Origin of the sequence: Streptomyces sp. ISL-36 (assembly GCF_018614205.1) — a bacterium.
In the GTDB taxonomy this organism is placed as follows: domain Bacteria; phylum Actinomycetota; class Actinomycetes; order Streptomycetales; family Streptomycetaceae; genus Streptomyces.
On sequence record NZ_JAGGOS010000100.1, the window covers coordinates 15,510 to 35,966 of the forward strand.

General features: G+C 70.1%; 18 protein-coding genes and 2 pseudogenes. 13 read left to right on the forward strand and 7 right to left on the reverse strand.

Annotated features, from left to right (window positions below; all coding sequences use genetic code 11):
• Positions 1–59: 59 nt before the first annotated feature.
• Positions 60–377: a hypothetical protein gene (locus J7E93_RS25170; RefSeq protein WP_308368777.1), complete on the reverse strand. Its 318-nt coding sequence runs from the start codon at positions 375–377 to the stop codon at positions 60–62.
• Positions 378–661: 284 nt separating this feature from the next.
• On the opposite strand from J7E93_RS25170, the gene J7E93_RS25175 reads away from it, so the two are divergent.
• The gene (locus tag J7E93_RS25175) at positions 662–1,336 is read left to right on the forward strand and encodes a hypothetical protein (protein WP_215072224.1); all 675 of its coding nucleotides are present in this window, start codon (positions 662–664) and stop codon (positions 1,334–1,336) included.
• An 834-nt stretch (positions 1,337–2,170) separates the two neighbouring features.
• Here the strand turns inward: J7E93_RS25175 and J7E93_RS25180 are convergent.
• Positions 2,171–3,373 (reverse strand): annotated as a pseudogene (locus J7E93_RS25180) (IS1380 family transposase); the annotation flags it as partial.
• A gap of 148 nt (positions 3,374–3,521) precedes the next feature.
• On the opposite strand from J7E93_RS25180, the pseudogene J7E93_RS37385 reads away from it, so the two are divergent.
• The 4 genes and pseudogenes from J7E93_RS37385 to J7E93_RS25205 form a co-directional block, all read left to right on the forward strand.
• Positions 3,522–4,249: pseudogene (locus J7E93_RS37385) on the forward strand (tyrosine-type recombinase/integrase); the annotation flags it as partial.
• 133 nt (positions 4,250–4,382) lie between these two features.
• Entirely contained in the window at positions 4,383–5,852 is a 1,470-nt protein-coding gene (locus J7E93_RS25195) for an aldehyde dehydrogenase (protein ID WP_215072227.1), read from the forward strand.
• Positions 5,852–6,085: a ferredoxin gene (locus J7E93_RS25200; RefSeq protein ID WP_215072228.1), complete on the forward strand. Its 234-nt coding sequence runs from the start codon at positions 5,852–5,854 to the stop codon at positions 6,083–6,085. Before J7E93_RS25195 ends, J7E93_RS25200 begins: the two co-directional genes overlap by 1 nt.
• A gap of 105 nt (positions 6,086–6,190) precedes the next feature.
• Positions 6,191–6,733, forward strand: a complete 543-nt coding sequence (locus J7E93_RS25205; RefSeq protein WP_215072229.1) for a hypothetical protein — start codon at positions 6,191–6,193, stop codon at positions 6,731–6,733.
• Positions 6,734–6,741: 8 nt separating this feature from the next.
• Here the strand turns inward: J7E93_RS25205 and J7E93_RS25210 are convergent, their stop codons facing one another.
• Positions 6,742–7,404, reverse strand: a complete 663-nt coding sequence (locus tag J7E93_RS25210) for a TetR family transcriptional regulator (RefSeq protein WP_215072230.1) — start codon at positions 7,402–7,404, stop codon at positions 6,742–6,744.
• A gap of 207 nt (positions 7,405–7,611) precedes the next feature.
• Between J7E93_RS25210 and J7E93_RS25215 the strand changes: the two genes are divergently transcribed.
• From J7E93_RS25215 to J7E93_RS25225, 3 genes are all read left to right on the forward strand, one after another.
• Positions 7,612–9,012 (forward strand): glycosyltransferase family 4 protein, encoded by a 1,401-nt coding sequence (locus tag J7E93_RS25215; protein WP_308368778.1) that lies wholly within the window; start codon positions 7,612–7,614, stop codon positions 9,010–9,012.
• Between the two features lie 67 nt (positions 9,013–9,079).
• Positions 9,080–9,814, forward strand: coding sequence for a class I SAM-dependent methyltransferase (locus J7E93_RS25220; RefSeq protein ID WP_215072247.1), 735 nt, complete (start codon positions 9,080–9,082; stop codon positions 9,812–9,814).
• On the forward strand, positions 9,811–10,890 hold the full coding sequence (locus J7E93_RS25225) for a prenyltransferase (RefSeq protein WP_215072231.1): 1,080 nt from the start codon (positions 9,811–9,813) through the stop codon (positions 10,888–10,890). Before J7E93_RS25220 ends, J7E93_RS25225 begins: the two co-directional genes overlap by 4 nt.
• 40 nt (positions 10,891–10,930) lie before the next feature.
• On the opposite strand, the gene J7E93_RS25230 is transcribed toward J7E93_RS25225, so the two are convergent.
• Positions 10,931–11,224, reverse strand: a complete 294-nt coding sequence (locus J7E93_RS25230; RefSeq protein ID WP_215072232.1) for a hypothetical protein — start codon at positions 11,222–11,224, stop codon at positions 10,931–10,933.
• 111 nt (positions 11,225–11,335) lie between these two features.
• Between J7E93_RS25230 and J7E93_RS25235 the strand changes: the two genes are divergently transcribed.
• A complete protein-coding gene (locus J7E93_RS25235) occupies positions 11,336–11,893 on the forward strand; it encodes a hypothetical protein (protein ID WP_215072233.1) in 558 nt (185 codons plus the stop codon).
• An 82-nt stretch (positions 11,894–11,975) separates the two neighbouring features.
• On the opposite strand, the gene J7E93_RS25240 is transcribed toward J7E93_RS25235, so the two are convergent.
• Positions 11,976–14,084 carry a pectinesterase family protein gene (locus J7E93_RS25240; protein ID WP_215072234.1) on the reverse strand — a complete coding sequence of 703 codons (2,109 nt, stop codon included), beginning with the start codon at positions 14,082–14,084 and terminating at the stop codon, positions 11,976–11,978.
• A 241-nt stretch (positions 14,085–14,325) separates the two neighbouring features.
• Between J7E93_RS25240 and J7E93_RS25245 the strand changes: the two genes are divergently transcribed.
• The 4 genes from J7E93_RS25245 to J7E93_RS25260 all read left to right on the forward strand — a co-directional run bounded on the left by J7E93_RS25245 (position 14,326) and on the right by J7E93_RS25260 (position 17,860).
• On the forward strand, positions 14,326–14,841 hold the full coding sequence (locus tag J7E93_RS25245; protein WP_308368779.1) for an SRPBCC family protein: 516 nt from the start codon (positions 14,326–14,328) through the stop codon (positions 14,839–14,841).
• A gap of 37 nt (positions 14,842–14,878) precedes the next feature.
• Positions 14,879–15,361: an Rrf2 family transcriptional regulator gene (locus J7E93_RS25250; RefSeq protein WP_215072236.1), complete on the forward strand. Its 483-nt coding sequence runs from the start codon at positions 14,879–14,881 to the stop codon at positions 15,359–15,361.
• Between the two features lie 97 nt (positions 15,362–15,458).
• Positions 15,459–16,673, forward strand: coding sequence for an MFS transporter (locus J7E93_RS25255; protein WP_215072237.1), 1,215 nt, complete (start codon positions 15,459–15,461; stop codon positions 16,671–16,673).
• 14 nt (positions 16,674–16,687) lie between these two features.
• Positions 16,688–17,860: a thiamine pyrophosphate-binding protein gene (locus tag J7E93_RS25260; protein WP_215072238.1), complete on the forward strand. Its 1,173-nt coding sequence runs from the start codon at positions 16,688–16,690 to the stop codon at positions 17,858–17,860.
• A gap of 93 nt (positions 17,861–17,953) precedes the next feature.
• Here the strand turns inward: J7E93_RS25260 and J7E93_RS25265 are convergent, their stop codons facing one another.
• Positions 17,954–19,513: a class I adenylate-forming enzyme family protein gene (locus tag J7E93_RS25265; RefSeq protein ID WP_215072239.1), complete on the reverse strand. Its 1,560-nt coding sequence runs from the start codon at positions 19,511–19,513 to the stop codon at positions 17,954–17,956.
• A 172-nt stretch (positions 19,514–19,685) separates the two neighbouring features.
• Positions 19,686–20,432, reverse strand: a complete 747-nt coding sequence (locus tag J7E93_RS25270) for a 50S ribosomal protein L11 methyltransferase (protein WP_308368780.1) — start codon at positions 20,430–20,432, stop codon at positions 19,686–19,688.
• Between the last annotated feature and the right edge of the window lie 25 nt (positions 20,433–20,457).

The following is a 20,457-nucleotide window of genomic DNA, read 5'->3' on the forward strand; positions in this document are numbered from 1 at the left end:
CCCTGGACGGCCCAGGGACGGCCCAGCCATCGCTCCCCGCAAGCCGCGCACTGGCGCTCTCACTCCTCGTCGCTGCGCTCCAGAACCAAATCGACGGAACCTTCCTCCACTCCGTTGCCGTTTTCGAGGTGCAGGTGGGCTCCGTCGGGAACACCGTCGCCGGCCAGCGCGAGCAGCTGCCCAGCAAGCGTCCCGAGGCCCGCGGCATTCGCCTCAATGACCACCTCTCGCCCGAGGGCCCGGACCTCGATGCGGGCGTCCTCGTCCCACTCGAAGACCAGACTGGCACCGTCCACCACGGCCGTGACGCGGGTGCTCTCCGTCGGGGCACTGCTGAATTCAGGGTTGATGATGACCATGATGATGCTGGCGGACACGGCTCCGGAGGCCGCTTCGCTCCTCAACAAGATGGCTGGCCAGGGCTTCGTGGCTCATTGAGCGAGCATCATCCGTCCACGGGTAGTCCTCAGGAGCTCACTGCCGCTTGGTGCCTACGGCCTCGCCGATCGAGCTGGTGATCACCAAAAAATTCGCCGCGCGATCGGATCTTGCAGGCATCGGCGGGTGTGAGAGTGAGCGGTTCGCTGGCAGGTGCTAGTTGTGCTGGCCAAATGGAGCAACACAGCAGACCGACGACTCTGATCTCAGAGAGAGTAGGTGTGTGAACGAAACGGATGCGAGGTCGGCGGAATCTCGAAGAGCGCGATTCGACAATGTGCACAAGTGGGCTGCCACGCTAGCCGCTATTGTCGCGCTTGCTTTCTCGATCTACAACTTCGCTGAATTCCAAAAGAAGCCCAGAATCGATGTGTCACTTCCCCACCTGTTGCGGACTGGACCGGTAGACAACGGAACCGTTTTCCAGATTCAGCCGACGGTATCCACCAGGTTCAAGACCCAGGATGTCGAGGTGATCCGTGATGCACGTCTGCAATTGACTCCCGTCGGCTCGATTTCGTCTGCAAAGAAGCCAATTTTCTACTGGCATGAAACTGGGACATACGTATACGATTTCGATTCGGACCAGGTCAACTATAGCTGGAGCAGTGATCCCGCCCCATTTATCGTCAGCCAGGACAAACCCCAGCAGCCCACTCTCGTGTTCTGGGCTGACAGCTGGACCTTCCAACCCGGCCAGTATGAGGGATCGCTTCAGTTGAGCCGGTCGGGGAATCGTGATCCTTTGACCAACAAATTCTGCCTGATCGTTTCAAAGAAGGCCATCGATGAAATTCACGGTGCAGATCAACGACAGATCTTCTTTTTTCGCGATGACCTGCCTAAGTTCCACTCCTCGAACAAATCTCCAGACTGCTACCGGAGGGAAACGGATTAAGTGCTCCTCTCGGTCAGCGGTTCTCCGGGCCCGCTAGAGGGCGCCTGGCCTTAAACCCTCGATGCGAACTACCGGCGGGGCGGTCGCTGAGGTCTGGCAGGCTGGCGACTCGGCCCTCGGGTGTCAGCTTAAGGTCGACCGCGGTCGCCGTGGCTGCTCTACTCCGCTGCTGTACAGCTTCCGGCGTGCCGATCGCTGCTTTATAAGTTCGCCCGGCCACGCCCCCGTCCTCGCAGCCATGCGCACAGTCAAGTGTCGCCCTGGGCGCTGAAGAGCGCACATGGCCGCTTAGGTGCACCAACGTTGCCGTCACAGATTGCCGTCAGCTCAGCAAAGGGCCTCAGTGCTTAAGAGTGTTCCAAGCCCGACTGCGGGCACTGATCGCTACACGACGGAGCGGCGCTGCCAGATCCGCCGACGCCGCTCCGGAGTTACGTCTTGCAGCGTCTGAAGGTAACCACGAGTCATGTCGATGAAATGTCAACTGTGTGCGGCAAGGCCTCCATTCGAGCAAAGAAGATCCGCCGCAGCTCGTCCCGGTCCCCGTCCAGCGTCTCTATGGCGTCATCCCACGCAATCAGGTCGTGAGCGACCCCAGACGCGACGGAGCTGAAGCTCTCAGCCGTTTCGGCTTCCAACGGCGTGACAGACAGACCGAGGAGAGCGCCCTTAGCCTCGATCTTTCGCGAGGGTCCGCAGACGGAGTCGGTGGCCCCTTTCGCTTTCCGGAGCTGATGATGGGCAGGCCGGCGGCCCCGTTGTCGCGTCGGGTGGGCGCCGGGTTCCACTGCCCGGGCGGGTGCTGTTGTCGTCGGGGCGGTGGAAAGTTGCTGATCAGCCGGGGGTGGCCAGGAGCGCGAGCCGTTCGAGGGCGGCGGTGATCTCGCCGGTCCAGGGCCAGTGCTGGGCAAGGCGGAGAATCCTGGGTCGGCCGGTGGTGACGAGTTGAGCGGCCGCGGAGAACAGGCGGAATCGCAGGCGGCGGGGTTCCCAGAGTCGGGCCTTGCCGGTGAGGGCGAGCATGGGCATCCAGGCGAGCAGGTCAAGGGCGATCTGGACGATCTCGAGCCAGACCTTGTTCTGGGCTGTTGTGCGCAGCGGCAGGTTACGCAGGCCGGTGGAGCGGGCGGCCCGGATCCGGTCCTCGGTCCGGGCCCGCAGCCGGTGACGGAGCTCGAGGGCGGCGATCGGCCGGTCAGGGGTGTTGGTCGCGAAGCATGTGATCCGCATGCCGTCCGCGTCCGTGATTCTCAACTGGTCGCCAGGATGGGGCCGTTCCTTTCGGACGATCAGTCGCATGCCCTTGGGTCAGCCGTGAAGCAGCTTGCCGGTGAGCTCGGCGACCCAGGCCCCGTCACGGGCCTCACCGTCGGTCTCGACGGCCCGGGGTCCAGGCTGAGGCGGGGACCTTCAGCACGTGTTCATGGATCGCTTCAGTGATCACCATGCCGACCGAGTAGGACAGCCACCGTCCTCGCCTGGCGAGCCAGGACACGAAGTCCTGGGTGCAGCCGGCGGAGTCCGTGCGGATCAGGGTCTGCCGCCCCCGCCGGTGGTGCTTCGGCAGTTGAGCCAGGGCAAGTTGGGCGGTGGCGATGTGGTCGGCGGCCGTGTTCGAGCCCGCGTTTCCCGGCCTGAGGAGGGCGGCAACGGGCTCACCGGTTCCGCCCGGTCCATGGTCGACGAAGACCGTCAACGGGTGATGGCCGTAGGTCTTCTTCCAGGTCGCGGCCGCGTCCTCCTTGTCGGAGTGGGCGATCACGAGGGCGCCGTCGACATCGACCGTGACCTGGCCGTCGGCGCCTGGGGCGTTCTGCCGGCCAACGACCAGGCACGCTGGCGGACTTCGGAGCGTGCGGACCGGATGGCCTGCAGGGCTTTCTCGCCGGAGGCGGCGAGGGTGTCGATCAGGCGGGAGATGGTCGGGTCGGAGGCGACCGGGCCGAAGACGGCCGGCTCACACCGCAGCATCGCGACGTCCGCGAGGCAGTCCCCGCCCAGTGCGACCGCCAGGGCGACGTCCACAGCCCGGCTCCCCCGCTACGGGTAGACGTAAACCACGGTGGCATCGTCATGGGGCTTGCTGCGTGGCCAACGGATCAGGGCGCTGTCGGACAGTTCAGCGTCGCGAACGCGGCCGATCAACGACTAGGCCCCTGCTCCTCAAGGACATCAAGGAACGCCGATCTCCCGAAACCCCTGCCGCGCCGCCTCCGTTAAGGCGCCGGCCCCGACGCCGAGCAGGGTCCGCCCCTGGACAGCCGAGCACGTCTTCGCCGTTCGGCAGGCGCTCCCGGCCCACTGCCGTGCCATGGCCGACCTGGGCGGCGGCTGCGGACTGCGACAAGGGGAGATTTTCGGACTGTCCGTGGATGAAGTCGGCTTCCTCGCCAGCTGGTTGTACGTCGGATTCCAGGTGAAGCTCATCGTTGGTCGACCCGTCTTCGCCCCGCCGAAGCGCGGCAAGGTGCGTGACGTCCCCCGCCGGAGCATGTGAGCCGTGCGCCGGCTGCCCACATGAAGGCGTTCCCCCCTCAGGAAACCAAGCGCCTGATGTTCACCACTGAGGAGGGCAAGGCCGTCGGTCGGCACTACTTCAACACGGTGACGCGGAAGCCCGCTCCGGTGGTCGCTGGTTTCATCCCGGAGCCCGAACCGGGGGAGAGGCCCCAGGAGTCGCGCGAGGACGGCATGCACGCCCTCAGGCACTTCTACGCCTCAGTGCTCCTGGACGCCGGCGAGAACATCAAGGCGCTGAGCGGCTACCTCGGTCACGTCGCCCCGGGCTTCACGCTGAGGGTCTACACGCACCTCATGCCGAGCAGCGAGAGCCGGACTCGTAAGGCCGTCGACGACATGTATCGAGCGGTCGGCGGAGCGCCGGACGGCCCAGAGGCGGCCCAGGCGGCATGATCACGGCCCCCACCGGTGGTAAATCTGCTGGTGGGGGCCCATTTGGCCCTACGTCTGGCCAAGTATAACTAGAACTGGTATCAGTTCTGAAACACAGTCAGATAACGTCGCGGGTTCCTGGAGGCAGTCGGTCATGACCGAGCTTGTGGAGCACGGAAAGCTGTACATCGGCGGGGCGTTGACCGATCCGCTCGGCGCAGGCGTCATCGAGGTGGTCTCGCCCCACACCGAGGAGGTCATCGGCCGTGTGCCGCACGCCTCCGAGGCCGATGTCGACCGGGCCGTCGCCGCCGCCCGTGAGGCCTTCGACCACGGGCCCTGGCCCCGGATGAGCGTCGAGGAGCGGATCGAGGTCGTCTCGCGGATCAAGGACGCCGTGGCCGTGCGCCACGAGGAGATCGCCCGCTCGATCAGCGCGCAGAACGGCTCCCCGTACTCCTGGAGCGTCCTCGCCCAGGCGCTCGGCGCGATGATGGTCTGGGACGCGGCCATCACCGTCGCGCGCGACTTTCCCTACGAGGGGCAGCGCGCCGGTGTCCTCGGGCCGATCCTGGTGCGGCGCGAGCCGGTGGGGGTGGTCGCGGCGGTCGTGCCGTGGAACGTGCCTCAGTTCACCGCCGCCGCCAAGCTCGGGCCCGCGCTCCTCGCCGGCTGCACGGTGGTCCTCAAGCCCTCGCCCGAGACCCCGCTCGACGCGTACATCCTCGCCGAGATCGCGACCGAGGCCGGGCTCCCCGAGGGCGTTCTGTCGATCCTGCCCGCCGACCGCGAGGTCAGCGAGTACCTGGTGGGGCACCCCGGGGTGGACAAGGTGTCCTTCACCGGATCGGTCGCGGCCGGAAAGCGCGTGATGGAGGTCGCCTCCCGCAACCTCACCCGTGTCACCCTCGAACTCGGCGGCAAGTCCGCGGCCGTGATCCTGCCCGACGCCGACCTGGAGACGGCCGTCGCCGGGATCGTCCCGGCCGCCTGGATGAACAACGGCCAGGCGTGCGTCGCCCAGACACGTATCCTCGCGCCGCGCAGCCGGTACGAGGAGATCGCCGAGGCGTTCGCGGCGGCCGCCGGAGCGCTGGTGGTCGGCGACCCGCTCGATCCCGCGACCCAGGTCGGCCCCCTGGTGGCCCGGCGTCAGCGGGAGCGTTCGCTCGACTACATCCGGATCGGCCAGGAGGAGGGCGCCAAGGTCCTCGCGGGCGGCGGCCGGCCGGCCGGCCTGGAGCGCGGCTGGTACGTCGAACCCACCCTCTTCGGGGAGGTCGACAACACCATGCGCATCGCCCGCGAGGAGATCTTCGGGCCGGTCATCTGCCTCCTTCCGTACGGGGAGGAGAGCGAGGCCCTCGCGCTCGCCGACGACTCCGACTACGGGCTGAGCGGCAGCGTCTGGACCGGCGACGTGGAGCACGGCATCGACTTCGCCCGGCAGGTGCGGACGGGCACCTTCAACGTCAACACCTTCAGCCTGGACATGCTCGGCCCGTTCGGCGGCTACAAGAACTCGGGTCTTGGGCGGGAGTTCGGCCCCGAGGGCTTCGGCGAGTACCTGGAGCACAAGATGATCCACCTGCCGGCCGGGTACGAGGGGCCGGGTGGCGCGTGATGGGTGACCGCTGGCATGTGGAGGTCGACCGGGGGGTGTGCATCGGCTCCGGCATGTGCGTCAACCACGCCCCGGACGGCTTCCGGCTCGACACCGCCCGCCAGTCGCACCCCAGTCGGCCGGAGGCGGACGCGAACGAGAGGGTGCTCGCGGCGGCCGAGGGATGCCCGGTGGAAGCGATCCTGATCACGCTCCTCGACAGCGGGGAGCCCGTCTTCCCTCCCGAGGAGTGACCTCCCTCGGAGGGCGTGTGCGCGCCACGGAGGCGTTCCCACGTGCAAAACTACTCCCTTGATCACGGGGCAACGGGCCCGCGTGCGCCCGGATTTGGGAGAGTTGTGCGCAAGGCGAAGTGGGTGGCCGCGGCCGCCGGTGTGGTGTTGCTGGTCGCGGGCTGCGGCAGCGAGGGCGGCTCGGGCAAGCGCGACGGCGGCTCGTCCGCCGGTTCCTCGGCCGGCTCCACCGCCGGTGGCGGTTCGGAGGCGGGCGGCGGCGACAGCCCGGACGCCGCCGCGGTGGAGAAGGAGATCGAGGCCGCGGCCACGGCGGCGGGCTTCGTGCAGGACGCCTCGGGCGAGGACGTCCCGGCGGAGCTGAAGGACTGCATGGTGTCCTGGACGGCCGACGCGGAGAAGGCGGCCGACCCGAAGAAGTCCTACGACGCCACGGTGAAGACCCTGTCCGGCGGCGGCTGGAAGGAGGGCCAGAGCACGGAGCAGTCCGGGTCCACGATCAAGACGCTGAACAAGGGCACCTGGTCGCTGAAGGCCAGCAGCCACGGCGCCGCCGGATTCTCGATCGTGATGTTCATCGGTACGGACAAGACCGCGAAGTGCGAGGCGCTGTTCAGGGCCGACCTGGAGAAGAACAAGAAGCCCTGACGGGGCGCTCAGACCCGCCCGCGTCCCTCCGGGACCGCGGGCGCGGTCGGCCCGCCGGGCCCGCCCGGCCCGTTCGCCGCCGTCAGATCGATCAGCCGGCAGACGGTCTCGATGTCGATCTTCACCTGAGCGATCGAGGCCCGCCCCGACAGCCAGGTGATGAGGGCCGAGTGCCAGGTGTGCTCGATCACCCGCACCGCGGACAGCTGCTGCGGCGTCGGGTGCTCCAGACCCATCGCGTCCAGGATGATCGCCGTCGTCAGCCGCGAGACCGTGTCCACCTCGGGGCTCACGCTCCGGTCCGCGAACGTCAGCGCCCGCACCATCGCGTCCGCGAGCTGCGGCTCCCGCTGGAGCGCCCGGAACGCCCGCATCAGCGTCTCGGCGACGCGCTCCGCCGCGTTGTCGCCCGCCGGCGGGCGCTTGCGCAGCGTCGTGTGCATGTGCTGCAGCTGGTCCTGCATCGTCGCGACCAGCAGATGGATCTTGGAGGGGAAGTAGCGGTAGAGCGTGCCCAGGGCCACCCCGGCCGCCTCGGCGACCTCGCGCATCTGTACGGCGTCGAAACCGCCCCGCCCGGCCAGCTGCGCGCTGGCGTGCAGGATGCGGCGGCGACGCGCCTCCTGGCGCTCTGTCAGGGGCGGCGAGGCCGGTCTGTCTTCCGCGGTCATGAGGTCCCGTTCCGTGCGGTGGAGGAGCGACAGTATGGCGAGGCGACCGTCGTGGCGCGAATCACCTGATCCGGCTCTTACGGCGGGGCTACCTGCCGGTAGATTCAGTGCTCCTTGAACGATCAAGAACGATCAAGTCTGAAACTTGTTCTAGATTAGCGCGAGCGGTTACGCTCCCGCGAAACGCAAGCTCGAAGGGGGCCGCGAGTGACCGCTGAGGCCATAGAAGCAGGCCCCCGCCAGGGCGCCGCCCCGGCCGCCCCCGCGGACGGTGACCGTCCGTTGCGGATCGCTCTCCTCACGTACAAGGGGAACCCGTTCTGCGGCGGCCAGGGCGTCTACGTACGCCATCTCTCCCGCGAACTCGCCCGCCTCGGCCACCGGGTCGAGGTCGTCGGCTCGCAGCCGTACCCCACCCTGGACGAAGGCGTTCCGCTCACCGAGCTCGCCAGCCTCGACCTCTACCGCTCGCCCGACCCGTTCCGTACGCCGGGGCGCGACGAGTACCGGGACTGGATCGACGCCCTCGAGGTCGCCACGATGTGGACCGGCGGCTTCCCCGAACCCCTCACCTTCTCCCTGCGGGCCCGGCGCATGCTCGCCGCCCGCCGCGGCGACTTCGACGTCGTCCACGACAACCAGACGCTGGGCTACGGCCTCCTCGGAGACCTCGGCGCGCCGCTCGTCACCACGATCCACCACCCCATCACCGTCGACCGGCAGCTCGAACTCGACGCGGCCGCCGACTGGAAGCGCCGCGCCTCGGTACGCCGCTGGTACGCCTTCACCCGGATGCAGAAGCGGGTCGCCCGCCGCCTGCCGTCGGTCCTGACCGTCTCCGGCACCTCCCGGCAGGAGATCGTCGACCACCTCGGCGTACGAGACGACCGCATCCGCGTCGTCCACATCGGCGCCGACACCGACCTCTGGTCACCGGACCCGGCCGTCGCCGAGATCCCCGGCCGGATCGTCACCACCTCCAGCGCCGACGTCCCTCTCAAGGGCCTGATCCACCTCGTCGAGGCCCTCGCCAAGCTCCGCACCGAGAACCCGGCGGCGCACCTCGTCGTCGTCGGCAGGCGCGCCGAGGACGGCCCCGTCGCGCAGGCCATCGAGCGGTACGGACTCCAGGACGCGGTCGAGTTCGTCAAGGGCATCTCGGACGCGGAGCTCGTCGACCTCGTGCGCTCCGCCCAGGTCGCCTGCGTACCGTCCTTGTACGAAGGGTTCTCGCTGCCCGCCGCAGAGGCCATGGCGACCGGGACCCCGCTCGTCGCCACCACCGGCGGCGCCATCCCCGAGGTCGCCGGTGCCGACGGCGAGACCTGCCTGGCCGTGCCCCCCGGCGACGCGGGCGCGCTCGCCTCGGCCCTCGCCCGGCTGCTCGGCGACCCGGACCTGCGCACCCGGCTCGGTGCCGCGGGACGCGCACGGGTTCTGGCCAACTTCACCTGGGCCAGGGCGGCCCAGGGGACGGCCGAGCTCTACCGCGAGGCCATCGCCCGCCAGGCAGCCGGCCCAGGAGTCCGTCAGGCAGCCGGCCAGGGAGCCCGTCAAGGCGCCCGCCAGGCAGCCGGTCATGGAGCCCGTCGAGGAACCCCCGGGTGACGGCCGGGTCCACCCCTCCCTGCCACCCCCACCCCCGTACCGCCACCCCTCCGGAAGGGCAGACCCCGTGCTGACCGTCGACTTCACCCGCTTCCCGCTCGCCCCCGGCGACCGCGTGCTCGATCTGGGCTGCGGTGCGGGCCGGCACGCCTTCGAGTGCTACCGGCGCGGCGCCCAGGTCGTGGCCCTCGACCAGAACGGCGAGGAGATCCGCGAGGTCGCCAAGTGGTTCGCGGCGATGAAGGAGGCCGGCGAGGCCCCGGCCGGCGCGACCGCGACCGCGATGGAGGGCGACGCGCTCAACCTGCCCTTCCCCGACGAGTCCTTCGACGTCGTGATCATCTCCGAGGTGATGGAGCACATCCCCGACGACAAGGGTGTGCTCGCCGAGATGGTCCGGGTCCTCAAGCCCGGTGGCCGGATCGCCATCACCGTCCCGCGCTACGGCCCCGAGAAGGTCTGCTGGGCGCTCTCCGACGCCTACCACGAGGTCGAGGGCGGCCACATCCGCATCTACAAGGCCGACGAGCTCCTCGCCAAGATCCGCCAGGCGGGCCTCAAGCCGTACGGCACCCACCACGCCCACGCTCTGCACTCGCCCTACTGGTGGCTGAAGTGCGCCTTCGGCGTCGACAACGACAAGGCCCTGCCGGTACGGGCGTACCACAAGCTCCTGGTCTGGGACATCATGAAGAAGCCCGCCCTGACCCGGGTCGCCGAGCAGCTGCTCAACCCGGTCGTCGGCAAGAGTTTCGTGGCGTACGCGACCAAGCCCCACCTGCCGAAGGCCGACGCCAAGTGACCTCTCCGGAGCGGATCGCCGAGCACCTGGTCCTGCCCGGCGTCCTCACCGCCGAGGAGGCCGCCGAGACCGTCGCCGGGATACTCGCCGTCCAGCGCGAGGACGGCGCCATCCCCTGGTTCCGCGGCCACCACCTCGACCCGTGGGACCACATCGAGGCCGCCATGGCCCTGGACACGGCCGGTGAACGCGCGGCGGCGACCCGGGCCTACGAGTGGCTGGCGCGGCACCAGAACCTCGACGGCTCCTGGTACGCGGCCTATCACGACGGCGACCCGTCGGACGTCACCGACCGGGGCCGGGAGACCAACTTCGTCGCGTACGTCGCCGTCGGTGTCTGGCACCACTACCTCTCCACCGGCGACGACGCCTTCCTCGACCGGATGTGGCCCATGGTCTACGCCGCCGTCGAGTTCGTGCTCGCCCTGCAGCAGCCGGGCGGCCAGATCGGCTGGAAGCGCGAGGAGGACGGGACACCGGTCGCCGACGCGCTGCTGACCGGCAGTTCGTCGATCCACCAGGCGCTGCGCTGCGCCCTCGCCATCGCCGAGGAACGCGAGGAGCCCCAGCCCGACTGGGAGCTGGCGGCGGGCGCTCTCGGCCATGCGATCCGCAGCCACCCCGAACGCTTCCTCGACAAGTCCCGCTACTCCATGGACTGGTACTACCCGGTCCTCGGCGGCGCTCTGACGGGAGCCGCGGCCACCGCCCGGATCGACGCGGGCTGGGACGACTTCGTCGTCCCCGGGCTCGGCGTGCGCTGCGTCCTGCCCAACCCGTGGGTGACGGGCGGCGAGAGCTGCGAACTCGCCCTCGCCCTCTGGGTGACGGGGGAGTCGGACCGGGCCCTGGAGATCCTGCAGTCCATCCAGCACCTGCGCGCCGAGAACGGCATGTACTGGACCGGCTACGTCTTCGAGGGCAGCACGGCCGTGTGGCCCGAGGAGCTCACCACCTGGACGGCGGGCTCGCTCCTCCTCGCCGTGGCGGCGCTGGGCGGCGATGAGGCGACCGGGGCGGTGTTCGGGGGCGAACGACTGCCGAGGGGCCTGGAACCGGACTGCTGCGGCGCCTGACGTCCCGGGCGTTCGGGCGCCCCGGCTTCAGGGGCGGACGTCAGTGGCGGCGCAGCAGGCGGCCCGCCACCATGTGGCCGACGACGAGATACACCACGGCGGCGAGACCGTAGCCGGCCACCACCCGTGCCCATGCCTCGTCGAAGGTGAACAGGTCGTGCGACCAGCCCGCCAGCCAGCTCGCCAGGTCCCGGATGAACTCCACGAACCCGTTGGCCCGGTTGGCGTCCAGCAGGTACATCAGGATCCAGAGACCGATGATCGCGGCCATGACATCGGCGACGACGCTGATCACCCTCGCCGCTTGCGTGGTGTTACTCCGTCCGGAAGTCATGCAGCCCGTGTTACCGCGCGTTGCCGTTCGAAACCCGTTCGGAGTCGCCCGGGTGGCGGAGTGTCGGACCGGGGGTGAGGCTGGCGCCAAGTCCCCCAGAAAGGTCCCGCCGTGCCCACATCCGCCCCGATACGTCTGCGCCGCGCCGTCGTGGCCCTGTTCCTGTCCTGCGCGCTCCTCGCGACCACGGCCGCGTGCGGCGGTGACGACGAGGGGAGCGCGAGCGGCAGCGCGACCCCGACGAGCACGAGCTCCTTCGAGCAGCAGCGGCTCGCCAAGACCCGGTTCGTGGCCAACGCGGGGCTCGCGGCCGGCGCCACGTACCAGTGGATCGTCAAGCCGTACCGCGAGGGCAAGTTCAAGAAGGGTGCGGACGGCCGGACGTTCGCCCTGGTGAAGGCGGGTCTCGCGGGCACATTCGCGTACAACCGGCTCAAGGCGGCGGTGAACAACGCCAAGGGCGACGCGCTGCTCTCGAAGGCGGTGGCGCCGCTGACGGCGGGCATCGACTCGCTGAAGGAGCTCGGTACGAAGCTGAGGAAGGGCGAGGCGAGCGAGGCCGACGTCGGCGCCTTCGAGAACGTCATCAACAAGGTGAAGGACGCGGGCAGGAGCGCGGGCGCCGAGGTGACCGACAAGGTGCCGACGACCTCCCAGCTCGGCGGCTGAGCGGTCGGCCGGGGCGGGGTCGGCCGGGGGCGGTCCGGCCGCCCCCGGCCGACGGGCGCTGTGTGCCGCGCTCCGCGCCGGCTCAGGCGGCGGTGGGGTTCCAGCCGCCGAGCCAGTCCGCGACCTCCTGCTCCGCGGCCTGGGCGTCGGTGAGCTGCGGTCGGTCTCCGCTCGCCGTACCCGAGCCCGGACCGGTGTTGCGGTACTCGGCGAACCGGTCGTCCTTCCACGAGAAGCCGCCCATGTCGGTCCAGGGGGTGGCCTTGATCGCGGAGCTGAGCGTGCTGTTGCGGACCGTGGCCTGCGGGTCGACGGTCGTGTCGCCGCCGGGGTGCCAGTTGCGGCCGAGGAAGAAGCTGCCCGCCGGCACGTCGCCGTTCACGGTGGAGCGGTTGATCAGGATGCCCTTGCGGTTCGCGGGGGTGCTCGGCGCGGTGATGTAGCCGGCCGAGGTGCCGTTCCACCGCTTCTTGAGGGTGATGACCGACTTGTCGATGACGACGGTCGCCCGGCCGAAGACGAAGTCGACGTTGCCGGTGATGTACGAGTTGGTGACATGGACGCGGCCGGGCTTGTCCTTGGCGGCGGTCTCCAGCTCCAGGGTGTCCTGGTCGCCGTTGACGATCACCCCGTCCAGGACGATCCTGTCGGCGGACGTCAGCAGGGCCACCGCCTGGTTGGCGATGTCCTGGTGGCTCGCCTCGTCGAAGTCGTTGGTGACCGTCAGATTGCGGACCTGCGAGTCGTCGGACTGGACGGAGACGGTGGCGCTGCCCGGCGTGCCGTACGTCCCGGAGCCGTCCGGCTTCTGCATCCCGGCCGCGTTGCCGTAGACGATGACCGTGTCCTTGCGGCTGCTGCCCGCGCCCTGGATCGTGACGTGCGGCTTGTTCGCCGGGACCTTGACCGTCTCGCGGTACGTGCCCGGCTTCACGGAGATCACGACCCGCGAGGGGGTGTTCGCGGGGACGGCGTCGACAGCCGCCTGGACGGTCCGGTACTGGCCGGAGCCGTCCTTGGCGACGGTCAGGGTGGCCGCGGCGGCGGCCGTGGTCGCGGCGCTGGACGGCGTGCCGACGGAACCGCGCGGCCCCGCACCGGACTTGAGCAGGCCCGGCACATCGGCCGTCCCGTCGAGCGTGTAGCCGTAGTACGCCTTCGGGTCGAAGGCGGTGCCACCGCTCTCGTTGCGCCCCCTGGTGCCGACGAAGGTGTTGCCCTTCTGGACGATGCTCGCCGTCGCGTCCTTGATGACGGGGTTGTTCACGCCCTGGAAGTAGCTGTTCTCCAGGAGCATCCTGGTCGCGCCACGGGCGTAGTTGCCGTACGAGGACGTGATGGCGGTGCCCGGGTCGTCCTGGAGGTGGTTGTTGTAGAGGTGCGCGTGCGCCGCGTTGTCGGTGGACGGGTTGCGCTGTTCGGTCTCGCGGATCCAGTTGTGGTGGATCGTGATGTCGGTGACGACGTTTGTGGTCCAGCCGATGCCGAACGCCTTGTTGTCGTTGCTCAGCCTGTTCCAGGACACCGTCACATAGGTGCTGTCCTTGCGGACGTCGATGAGCCCGTCGGCCATGTTGCGCAGATCGTTGTGGTCGATCCAGACGTGATGGGCTCCGTCCATCTGGACGGCGTCGAAGTCGTGCTCCTTGTCGTTCCAGACTCCCTGATAGGCGTCCCGGATCGTCAGATTCCGGATGATCACGTTGTGCACGCCCTGGCCGAGGAAGAAGCCGCCGCCGACGATGTGCCCGGACGTCCCCGCGCCCACGATCGTCTTGTCGGAGGTGACCTTGATCTCCTTGCCCACCGGGTTCATGGTGATCGCCGCGGCGACCACGATGACGTACGGCTCCGGGGCCGTCGCGTACTTCTCCAGGTCGGCGAGGGTCTTCACGGTGACGATCCGGCCGTCCCGGCCCCCGTAGGTGCCCTTCTGGCCCAGGGCGTCGACCGACGCGAAGCCGTCGGCGACGTCGGTGGCCCAGGCCGGGGCGGTGGCGGCCCAGGCCGGGACGGTGGTGGCCGAGGCGGGGACGGTGGCGGCCGACGCCCTCGGCCCGGCGTCCTCGCCGAAGACGCCGAAGGCGGCGCCGTAGGCCATGACCCCTGCGGCGCTCAGGGCCAGGGGGACGCCGACGATCAGGGCCGTCCTCCGTCTGCGGTGTCGGGCCTTGGTGCGGTTCTCGCTCACGGTCGTTTCCGTTCCTGTGGGGGATGGTTCGTCCCCCTGTCGCCGCCGAACGGAAGGAGGTTGCCGCCGGGCCGGACGACCAGCCCTCACCCGGGCCGGCGGCGCGGTGGTCACCGGGGGCTGTCGCTCCTGGCGGTCGGCGCCGCTGTCGTGACGTGACACACCGGTCCGCGTTTTTTTGACGCGCGCCAGTCGCCCGGAGGACGCTCCGGACATGCCTCAGACAGAGAACTCCCGGAGTGTGCTCCTCGAAGCGCGCTCGGCCGTGGTGATTTCCGCCGAGCCGCATGCTGTCTATTCCGTCGTCAGTGATCTCCCTCGCAGCGGTGAGTGGAGCCCGGAATGCCTCGGAGGCGAGTGGATCTCCGGCGAGCCGGGCGCGGTCGGATCCGTCTTCCGGGGCGAGAACCAGCGCGCCGCCGAGGTCGTGGCCTGGGCTCCCGTGGTGCGAGGGACCTGGCACACGGAGGCCGAAGTCGTCGCGGCGGAACCCGGAGTGACGTTTCGGTGGTCGATGCGGAACAGTTCCGGAGAACGCCAGGACAGCGTTTGGGGATTCGACGTCGAACCGTCCGGGTCCGGCTGCCTTCTGACCCATCATTTCCGTATGGGGAACCCCACCGAGGGAATCAAGGGAATCACCGCGGAAATGGACGAGGCCACTCGGGCGCGTTTCTTCGCGGAATGGCAGACGAAGGTGGCCGGCGACCTCGCGGCCACGGTCCGGCGCATCAAGGACATCGTCGAACGCCGGTGACTGGCGCGACAGAACCTGGATAGTTAGACTCCAGGATATGCGTACGGGTGAAGTCGTCGAGTGGGGCCTGCACTGCTGTGTGACGCTGGCCTGGCTCGACGAGAAGCAGCCGGCGCCGTCGGCGAAGCTGGCGGCGCTGTTCGATCTGTCGCCCTCGTATCTCAACAAGTGCTTGCAACGCCTGGTCCGGGCGGGGATTCTGACCTCCACCTCCGGACCCCGCGGGGGTGTGCGCCTGGCACGGGCCCCCGAAACCATCACTGTCATGGACATCGTCTCGGCCCTGGAAGGCCGGGACGAACTCTTCCGCTGCTCGGAGTTGAGGCAGCGGGGGGCGGGCGGTGCGGAGATTCCCGCATCCGAGTCCCTGCAGCCGTGCGGCATCGCCACCGCGATGCGCCGGGCCGAGATGGCGTGGCGACGTGAACTCGCCGGCCAGACCCTCGCCGATCTGATGGCATCCGCCCCGGCCGCCACGCCGCGCAGGATCCGCAGGAGTTACGACCGTATCTCCACCTGACGTCTCGCCAGCACTATCCGGCGTGGGCTCGCCAGGCCGTCCGGAGCCCGACCCACCGCCGCCCCCTGACCCTGACCCTCCCAGCGGGAGATTCGAGATGAAAACTATCCTGAATAAGAGCGAGCCGGAGAATCCGACGGAACAGGAGGCCGGAGGCCGTGGACTCGGCCCCACCTTCGTCCTCGCGCTCGGCACCTTCGCCGTCGGTACCGATGCCTTCGTCGTGGCCGGCTTCCTGCCCTCCATGGCTCAGTCGCTGCACGTGTCCACCTCCGCGGCAGGCCAGTCCGTCACTCTCTTCGCGGCGGCCTACGCCGTCCTCTCGCCCGTCCTCGCCACCCTCACCGCGCGCATCCCGCGACGCACCCTGCTCGTGTCGGCGCTGGTCGTCCTCGCCCTGGCCAACCTGCTCTCCGCCCTCGCCCCCGACTACCCGACCCTGTTGATCAGCCGGGTCCTGGCGGCAGCCGGTGCCGCCGCGTACACACCCAACGCCGGAGCCGTCAGCGCCGCCCTCGTCCGCCCCGAACTGCGCGCCCGCGCCCTGGCCGTCGTCATCGGCGGCCTCACCATCGCCACCGCGCTCGGCGTGCCCCTCGGCAACGCCGCCTCCCAGTGGACGAGTTGGCGGGTCGCGCTCGGTGCCGTCGCCGCGCTCAGCCTGGTCTGCGCGCTCGGCGTCCTGCTCGTCATGCCGCACCTGCCCGGCGGCCCCCGCGTCCCGCTGACCACGCGGCTCGCCGTCCTGCGCAGGCCCGGAGTGATCGCCGTGCTGCCGCTGACCGTCCTCGGTATGGCCGCCTGCTACACCGCGTACGCCTACAGCGTGCCCACCCTGAAAGCCGTCGGTGTGCCGCAGTCCGGCGTGGTGTTGATGCTCTTCCTGTACGGAGTGGGCGCCGTCGTCGGCAACTTCGTCGCTGGACAGGCCACCGACCGCGTCGGCGCCGTCCGCGTGCTCACCGTCGGCTACACCGTCATGGCCGCCGCCTTCGGCATCCTGGCCTGGCTCGCCGGAGCCTCCGCGGACCTCCCCGTACTGGTCGGAGTGCTCGCCCTGGCCTGGGGAGCGAGCAGCTGGTGTCAGACGCCCCCGCAGCAGCACCGGCTGATCTCCGCCGCCCCGCAGGAGGCGGCCCTCGTGGTGTCGCTCAACTCCTCCGGCATCTACCTCGGCATCGGCCTCGGCACCGTCATCGGCGGACTCGCCCTGCCCACCGGCGTCTGGCTGGTCTACGTGATCGGCGGGGTTCTCGCCCTGGCCTCGCTCGTCTGGCTCCGCGCCGGCGCCCTGCTGACGAAGCGCTCGTGAAAGGGACGGGAACGATGACCGTCGCACCGAACACCGCACCGGCCCCCATGGACACCCCCGGGAACGCCGCCGCGCCCGACGTGCCCGACGCGCACGCCGCGCCTGACGTGCCCGACGCGCACGCCGCCGCCGACGTGCCCGAGATCACCGGAGCCGACAGCCTCATGCGCGCCCTGGAGGCCGCCGGAGTGGACCTCGTCTTCGGCATGCCCGGCGGAGCGATCCTCCCCGCGTACGACGCCCTCCTCGGCGCTCCCTCGATCCGGCACGTCCTTGTCCGGCACGAGCAGGGCGCCGGCCACGCCGCCGCCGGATACGCCCAGGCCACCGGCCGGGTCGGCGTCTGCATGGCAACCTCGGGGCCCGGAGCCACCAACCTGGTCACGGCCATCGCGGACGCCCATGTCAACGACGTACCCCTGGTGGTGATCACCGGTCAGGTGCCCAAGGAACTCGTCGGCACCGACGCCTTCCAGGAGGTCGACTTCTGCGGCGTCACCCGGCCCGTCACCCGGCACAGCTACCTCGTCAGCGACCCTGCCGAGATCGCGGAGCGCGTTCTGGACGCCTTCCGTATCGCGGGCGGCGAGCACCCCGGCCCGGTCGTCGTCGACATCACCAAGGACGCGCTCCAGCGGCCGGTGCGGCAACCGGCCCTCGCGTACCAGCCCGCGCAGGCCCGCCCGAGGCCCGCCCCTGCGGTGGCCCGGGACACTCCGCAGGGCACCGCCACCCCCATGGCTGCCGCTCTGGACACCCTGGCCCGCGCCACCGGCCCCGACACCCTCCACGTCCTCGGCGGCGAACTCCACCACCTGTGGCGGGGCAGCGGCGAGACGGCGCTCGCCTCCCACCAGTGGAGCACCCCCGGCTACGCCCTGCCCGCCGCCCTGGGCGCGGCGATGGGCCTGCCCGGCCGTGACGTCTGGGCGGTCACGGACCCCGGTTGCTTCCTGGCCACCGGGCGCGAGCTGGTCACAGCCGCACTGAACCAGGTGCCGCTGAAGGTCCTCGTCCTGCGGGGTGCGGGCGAGGCTGTCGCCGACCTCGGCGGCATGGCCGAGGCGATGGGCTGCTCCGCCCTCGACCGCACCGATCCGGCCGGCCTCGCCGCCTCCGTCGAACGGGCGCACGCCGTGCACGACCGGCCTGTGCTCGTGGAGTGCGTCGTCCCGGACGCGGCCTGAAGCGGCCGTCCCGAAAGTGGCTTGAACTAGTCGTTCATGGAAGAGGGGAGGGGCACCCGCGCCGAGCGGACGCCCCTCCCCTCCCCCGTACCGTCACTCCTGCGCGAGCAGCCGGGCCAGTTCCAGCCGCTTCACCTTCGTCGTCGCCGTGTGCGGCAGCTCGTCGAGCCGACGCTGCACCGGCGGGGCGAGCATCGGCATATCGGCGACCGCCCTTCGCCACTCGAGCGGGTCCAGCGGCTTGTCGTCGCGCGTGCACACCACCGGGACGGCCCTGCCGTCGGGACCCGGGACGATGATGACCTCGATCAGCGAGGGAACACGGCTGAAGAGCTGGTCCTCGATCTCCAGCGTGCTGTTGATGCCCGGGATCTCGTCCACCTCGCGGTCGAGCAGATGCAGACAGCCGTACTTCGTCCGGTAGCCGAGGTCGCCCATCCGCCACCAGCCGTCCGGCGTGACCTGCTCGTCGTACCGCTCCTCCTCACCCAGATAGGTGAGAATCCGTCCTCCGCTGCGGACCTCGATGTGCCCGGGAGAGGAACGGGTCACCGGTCGTCCGTCACGGCTGACCACCCGAACGTGCGTCATGCCGGGGAAGGGACGCCCCACGCACCGGCCGTCCGCGCCCGCACGGTGCCGGCGCGTGTAGGTACGGGCCGCGATGGCACCCGTCTCGCTCTGGCCGTACGTCTGGGCGAAGTACGGCGCCCGGCGCCGCGAGGCGAGGAGCAGCGTACGGACGGTCCTCGGGTGGATGGCGTCGAACGTGTTGCTGAAGCAGGTGACCCTGGCCAGGGGGCGGGCCGGATGGTCCGCGAGGACCTCCCAGGCGAGCAACGTGTTGGGATGGGCCTCGATCACTCCCGGCGGTATCCGCGCGAAGAGCTCGGCCACGGACTCCGGATCGTCGTCCCGCAACACGATCAGGGGATGGCCGCGGAGCGCGAACAGGGCGACTCCGCTGATCATCCGCGAGTGTGCGAAGGAGACGTGCAGGGCGAGCGGTTCGTGCCGGCCCACGGCCGCCAGGACGGTCGACTGCGGGCGGCAGCGGGCCTGGATCGTGATGCCTGTCTGCACCGCCAGCTTCGGCAGTCCGGTCGTGCCCGAGGTGTGGGTGACCAGCGCCGGGCCGTCCTGCGGCATGGTCACCGGGGCGACCCGAGGTACGCCAGCGAGCCCTTCGAGGGCCACCGTCCCCGGGAAGTCGCCGACGGCCGTCACCACCTGCTCGGCGAGCGTGAACACCTCCTGGGGCAGCTCGTCCTGCAGCTTCGCCGGGTCGGTCAGCAGGACCGGCCGGTCGAGCCGCTCCAGGAGCCGGGCCACGGTCTCGCCGTCGAGCTTCGGAGAGAGAAGCACCGGCACGCCACCGACCCGGGCCACCGCGTAGGCGAGCAGGGAGATGTCGAAGTTGTCCGTCTTGTAGACGGCGACCCGTTGGCCGGGCCGTACGCGCGCGGCCGACAGCCGGGAGGCGAAGTCGTCCACGAGATCGGCGATCTCGGTCAGGGTGAGCCGACGCCCCAGGCCGGGCGCGATGTCCAGGTCGTGGTCGAGGTAGACCGGATTCGCCGGGTGGCGCGCGGCGGCGCGGTCGAAGACCGTGCCCAGCCGGATGCCCTTGTTGCCGATGCGTTGCAGGAACATGCGGATAAACCCTTCGGTCGGGGCGTCCGCGCGGACCGGCGTCGGCGCCTGGCCCGCGCTGCCCGGTCGAGCATCCTGAAGGGGCTCGGCCGACGGCAACGCCGGCGCCTGCACGACGTCAAGTGGTCCCGGTGTCCGTCAGGTCCCGGTGTCCGTCAGGTCGTGTTGTCCGTCAGGTCGCGGACGACGGAGTCTCCCGGATCTCCAGGAGCAGGTGCTCCACCGGCCCGTCGCCCTCCGCCACGACCGCCGAACGCAACTGGCGGAGTTCGCGCCCGCACTCCTCGGCGAGCGCGCGCAGCCTGGGCAGGTTCCCCCGGCTGCTGAAGTGCAGCAGCGCCCGCCCGCCGGGCGTCAGGCGGCCCGGTGCCTCGGCGAGGTAGCGCCGGTGGGCGGTGTAGCCCGGGTCCACGTAGGCGCGCTCGTGGTCGTTGCCGTAGCGGTAGCCGGCGGGCGCGAGGACGTAGTTGGAGCTCCAGAAGACCGTGTCGTACCGGTCCTGCGGGCCCAGCGCGGAGAACAGGTCGCTGTGCACGACGCGCACCCGCCCGGTCACGTCGTGCCGGGCCGCGTTCAGTTCGGTGTTCCGTACGGCCTGTGGGCTGATGTCGGCCGCGACGACCGGGGCGCAGCCGGCGAACGCGGCGAGCACGGAGATCACGCCCGCACCGCAGCCGATCTCCAGGAAGCCGCCCGACGGCCGGACCGGCGAGTCCGGACCCGGGGCGGCGGCGCCGGGGGAGCTGATGCCCAGGAAGTCGAGCGCGGTCTCCGTGGAGGGCGAGTGGATGGGGGCGAACACCTCGTCCAGGAGGTCCCACTCGTACCCCCGCATCGAGAAGACCCGGGGGCGGTCGGCTCGCGTACGCGATTCGGCGCACCGGGCCAGCGATCGTTCGTAACTCTGCGTCTGTCGCACGGAAACCTCGGCTGGATGGAGCGGT

Coding starts and splice junctions, on each gene's coding strand:
- J7E93_RS25195 (WP_215072227.1), top strand. CDS start 4,383: ATGACCGAGCTTGTGGAGCACGGAAAGCTGTACATCGGCGGGGCGTTG.
- J7E93_RS25200 (WP_215072228.1), top strand. CDS start 5,852: ATGGGTGACCGCTGGCATGTGGAGGTCGACCGGGGGGTGTGCATCGGC.
- J7E93_RS25210 (WP_215072230.1), bottom strand. CDS start 7,404: ATGACCGCGGAAGACAGACCGGCCTCGCCGCCCCTGACAGAGCGCCAG.
- J7E93_RS25230 (WP_215072232.1), bottom strand. CDS start 11,224: ATGACTTCCGGACGGAGTAACACCACGCAAGCGGCGAGGGTGATCAGC.
- J7E93_RS25250 (WP_215072236.1), top strand. CDS start 14,879: ATGCGTACGGGTGAAGTCGTCGAGTGGGGCCTGCACTGCTGTGTGACG.
- J7E93_RS25255 (WP_215072237.1), top strand. CDS start 15,459: ATGAAAACTATCCTGAATAAGAGCGAGCCGGAGAATCCGACGGAACAG.
- J7E93_RS25260 (WP_215072238.1), top strand. CDS start 16,688: ATGACCGTCGCACCGAACACCGCACCGGCCCCCATGGACACCCCCGGG.
- J7E93_RS25265 (WP_215072239.1), bottom strand. CDS start 19,513: ATGTTCCTGCAACGCATCGGCAACAAGGGCATCCGGCTGGGCACGGTC.